Genomic DNA, 4,310 nt, shown 5'->3' with positions numbered 1-4,310 from the left:
GATCCGCGGACTTCATCAGGGCCAGCAGCCATGCGGTGCTGCATGAACAGGCCGAACACATGGATGCACCCGACCGGTGCTCATCGCTGCACAAAAGCTCTTGCACCGCAGGGGCCGTCCACACATGGTTGCTAAGAGGGTAAGGTGCACTCCGCCCCGCCGGGAGGGCCATAAAACAACAAAAGTGGTGCACCGCCCGCACCACTTGTGCTGCTATATAGAGAAAGGGTGGAGAGCCAGGCGCCGCATCAAAGCCGCAAGCCCACACCTTCATCTATCGGCGACCAGCCACCTGCATTCAGGCCATCGCTGATCCAGGCAGCTCGCTCCTGCGATTACCCCACCTTCATAGCGTAGGCGGCTGTTCCTCGCCGATCGTGGAAATCTGATCGGTCGCCAGCACGCGGAACGCGTCGTCACCCAAGCGCAGCGCGCCGGCCAGCTCACGTCCAAGCAGCGCTGCGCCCAGTGCCGGCACGATCACGGCGGAGATGATCCTTCCCACACGCCTCGCCTCGGCTTGCTGGTCCACAGCGGGATGCTCCAGCGTCGTGGCGAGTTCGGCTACCGTCAGACAAAGGGGAACCAGCCGGTCGCGGTGCCCCGACGACGCCAGCCACGCGATCAGCTGCCCCGCACCACCCGCGTCGAACGCGTCAAAGACCAGGTCAATTACGTCGCGCACATCGGTCTCACCTGCGCGCAGCCCCGCCAGTGCGGCCTGCACCGCATCGACCAGATCGCGGATCATCGCCTCCGCCAGCGCCCCTTGTAACCCGTTGGCGCTGCCAAAATGGTGCGTCACGTTGCCATGCGTCATGCCCAGCTGACCTGCCACTGCCTGGAGCGTGATCGCGCTGGGTCCGTGCTGCAGCAGCAATCGTCGTGCGCATTCCAGTGCAAGCTGGCGTACCTGGTCGGCGGGCCGGCGCCGGCGGACAGGCTGCTCGACGTCTATTGTCATGCTTGCCAATAAAGATTACGCCGCAAGTAATGGCTGAAGCGACACAAGCTGTAGCGATATGAAAAACCATCCATGTCATTGACGGGATGGGGCGGGGAGGAAGCGATGGCAACGATCATCTACATCGAACATGACGGCACGCGCCACGAACAGCAGGTCGCCGACGGTTGGAGCGTGATGGAAGGCGCGGTGAAGAATGGCGTGCCCGGGATCGATGCCGATTGCGGTGGCGCCGCTGCCTGCGCGACGTGTCACGTCTATATCGATCCGCATTGGCTAGACGCGACCGGAGAGCGCACCGAGCAAGAAGCGGAGATGCTGAATTTTGCTGAGAATGTGGAGAGCAACAGCAGGCTGTCCTGCCAGATCCAGGTCTCGCCCGCCCTCGACGGGCTGACCGTGACGATGCCGGAAAGCCAGCACTGACGCTATCGCCCCCACAGCATCCCATCGTCTCGGAAGGACCTGTCGCATGAGCACCACCGCATCTGCCGTTCTCACCTCAGCCAACACCGCACGCGACGCCGCCTATGCCACTCCGCTTGATCAGCTGGACCCGTCAAGTCCAGAATCGTTCGCAGCCGACGAGATGTGGTGGAATTTCGAGCGGCTGCGTGCCGAGGCGCCAGTGCACTACACTGCCAACAGCGCCTATGGCCCGTTCTGGTCAGTGACCAAGTACAATGACATCATGGCGGTCGACATCGATCACCACACCTTCTCGTCAGAACCAGGGATCATGATGGTCCCGCCGCTCGCGCCGGGCGAAACGCCGCAGCTCGAGGGGTTGGCGATGTTCATCGCGATGGACCCGCCCAAGCACGACGTGCAGCGCAAGGCAGTCAGCCCCGCCGTGTCGCCCACCAACCTTCAGATCCTGGGTCCCTTAATCCGTGAGCGCGCTGCCGCGATCCTGGACGGGCTGCCGATCGGCAAGGAGTTCGACTGGGTCGACAAGGTATCGATGGAGCTGACCGCGATGACGCTCGCGACGCTTTTCGGCATGCCGCAGGAGGATCGCCGCAAGCTGACCTACTGGTCCGACGTCGTCACCGCGGAGCCGGGGCATGGCCTGGTCGAGACGCGCGAACAGAAGATGGGCATCTTCCGCGACTACCATGCCTATTTCACGCAGCTGTGGAACGACCGCGTGAATGCGGAGCCGACGGGCGACCTGATCTCGATGCTCGCGCATGATCCCGCGACACGCGGCATGTCCCCGATGGAGTATTTCGGCAACGTCATGCTGCTGACGGTTGGTGGTAACGATACCACCCGTAACACGATGACCGGCTCGGTTTACGCGCTATCCAAAAATCCCGACCAATATGCTAAGCTGATGGCCGATCCGGCGCTGCTGCCGTCGATGGTGTCGGAAACGATCCGCTGGCAGACGCCGCTGTCGCACATGAAGCGCCGCGCGACACGCGACGTCGAGTTTCGCGGGCAGCACATCAAGCAGGATGACACCGTCGTCATGTGGTACGTGTCGGGCAATCGCGACGACGAGGTGATCGATCGTCCGAACGACTACATCATCGATCGTCCCCGGCCACGCCAGCATATCTCGTTCGGCTTCGGCGTCCACCGCTGCGTCGGCAATCGCCTCGCCGAGTTGCAGCTGCAGATCGTGTGGGAGGAAATCATGAAACGCTTTCCCGAGATCAATGTCGTCGCCGAACCGAAACGTGTGCGCTCGAACTTCGTGAAAGGCTACGAGACGATGCGCGTCAGCATTCCCCGCCGCTATTGAAGTTTTTCCCCACTCTTTTGAGGAACGTTCGGTAAGCAGCGGCCGCGTTGGCTAAGACATGCCACCGAGACCTGCCGACCGGGCGCTTAGACAGTGGAAGCTGATTTGGAGCGACGTCACGGGTCTTTGATAGCGCTTGCCGCACCTTAACAGCTAAAGGGGGCGGTATTGACCCAATTGTGTTAAAGAAGTCGGTGTTGGGTTTGGAGGCCGCTGCAACTGAGTTGCGCTACAGGGCTGATTGGCTCAGGCTGGCAGCGGTTGTGTCGTCATTAGGATGATCTTAGCCTTCTTGCGGAGGTTTTGAGCGGCGGCTGGCTGCCATGTAGAACTCGTCCCTGACACCGTACGGACCTCAAAGGCGCAATCGGTCGAGCTTCAGGGTGCGATTGACGTGCGCGAACAGCATCTCGACCTTCTTTCGTTGGCGGCGGGATGTGGCATAGGCGTTGGTGGTGGCGACGTCGCGGGGGAGGTCGCGAGCACCCTCGTGGAGCGAGCAGACCTTCCGGGCCGGCATGTTGGACGTGCAGCGTTGCCGCTAGGCGCAGTAGCCGCAGTCCTGCTATTGGGCGCGATAGCGGATGAAGCCGTTCCTTACCCCCGCTCGCGACTATGACAAGGTCCGCGCAGCCGTTAAGACACGCCGCATGTGATCCATATCAGCGCGAACGACGACGCAGGCGGGCGTTCCAATGTTGTCCGCCACTTTGTCCAAGCATGCATCGCCAGGACGTATGGCCCTTTACCTGCGGGCCCCGAAAGAAGTTTGTGTGCGTGACCTGATGGGTTGGACGGCCCCTGCACCAGCGTAGCTGTGCGATGATGTGGTCGTTGAGCCATGTGTGGACGGCCCCTGCGGTGCAAGAGTGTGGATCGGCGTGGAAAAGGGACCCCTCATCCCGGTGGTCTAGGCTGTTCGCTTGGCGGTGTGTCAGGCGGCGAGATCGGGATGCTGGTATTGGAGACGGTGTTGAGGATCCGGCGCGAGCACGCGTCGGGGAAGGCCATCAAGGCGATAGCGCGGGACCTGCACCTGTCGCGCAAGGTGGTGCGCAAGGCGATCCAGGCGCCGGAGGCGGACATGGGGTACCGGCGGGAGGTGCAGCCGCTGCCCAAGCTGGGGCCGTTCCAGGCGCGACTGAATGCGTTGCTCGAGGAAGACGAGGCGCGTCCGCGGCGCGAGAAGCTGCGCATCACGCGCATCCACGATCTGCTGCTGCGCGAGGGGTTCGATGGCTCATACGATGCGGTGCGTCGCTATGCGACCCGCTGGCGGCAGGCACGTCGTCGGGACGTGATGAATGCACCGGCGTTCATCCCGCTGCTGTTCCGGCCGGGCGAGGCGTATCAGTTCGACTAGAGCCACGAGGACGTCGAGATCTCGGGCAAGCCGATGCGCGTGAAGGTCGCGCATGTCCGGCTGTGCGCGTCGCGGGCGATGTATGTGCGGGCCTACCCGCGCGGTAAGCGTGGCCTGAGGGCCGCCTTGCCCGTTTGGCCGTAGCCGGGATGCTTATCGTCTTTGACGAGGGCGCGGGCGGTGCGGGAAGTTTTCGGTTCTGAGACTGGTCGTACGAGCGCTCGTACGAC

The 4,310-nt window shown here is 62.7% G+C and carries 3 protein-coding genes and 2 pseudogenes; 3 read left to right on the top strand and 2 right to left on the bottom strand.

Going from position 1 to position 4,310, the window contains the following annotated elements:
• Window positions 1-346 precede the first annotated feature (346 nt).
• Window positions 347-964, bottom strand: coding sequence for a TetR family transcriptional regulator (locus CA236_RS18490; RefSeq protein ID WP_046406470.1), 618 nt, complete (start codon window positions 962-964; stop codon window positions 347-349).
• Between the two features lie 72 nt (window positions 965-1,036).
• Here CA236_RS18490 and CA236_RS18485 point away from each other — a divergent pair, with 72 nt between their 5' ends.
• Together CA236_RS18485 and CA236_RS18480 are read left to right on the top strand one after the other, a co-directional pair.
• Window positions 1,037-1,390: a 2Fe-2S iron-sulfur cluster-binding protein gene (locus CA236_RS18485; RefSeq protein ID WP_269430548.1), complete on the top strand. Its 354-nt coding sequence runs from the start codon at window positions 1,037-1,039 to the stop codon at window positions 1,388-1,390.
• 46 nt (window positions 1,391-1,436) lie between these two features.
• Window positions 1,437-2,717, top strand: a complete 1,281-nt coding sequence (locus tag CA236_RS18480; RefSeq protein WP_125946704.1) for a cytochrome P450 — start codon at window positions 1,437-1,439, stop codon at window positions 2,715-2,717.
• Between the two features lie 246 nt (window positions 2,718-2,963).
• Here the strand turns inward: CA236_RS18480 and CA236_RS19215 are convergent.
• Window positions 2,964-3,258, bottom strand: a pseudogene (locus tag CA236_RS19215) (transposase); the annotation flags it as partial.
• A 411-nt stretch (window positions 3,259-3,669) separates the two neighbouring features.
• On the opposite strand from CA236_RS19215, the pseudogene CA236_RS18470 reads away from it, so the two are divergent.
• Window positions 3,670-4,182 (top strand): annotated as a pseudogene (locus tag CA236_RS18470) (IS21 family transposase); the annotation flags it as partial.
• Between the last annotated feature and the right edge of the window lie 128 nt (window positions 4,183-4,310).

Source organism: Sphingomonas sp. ABOLG (genome assembly GCF_003950435.1).
Classification (GTDB): domain Bacteria; phylum Pseudomonadota; class Alphaproteobacteria; order Sphingomonadales; family Sphingomonadaceae; genus Sphingomonas; species Sphingomonas panaciterrae.
This window is presented reverse-complemented; position numbering and strand designations above follow the sequence as displayed.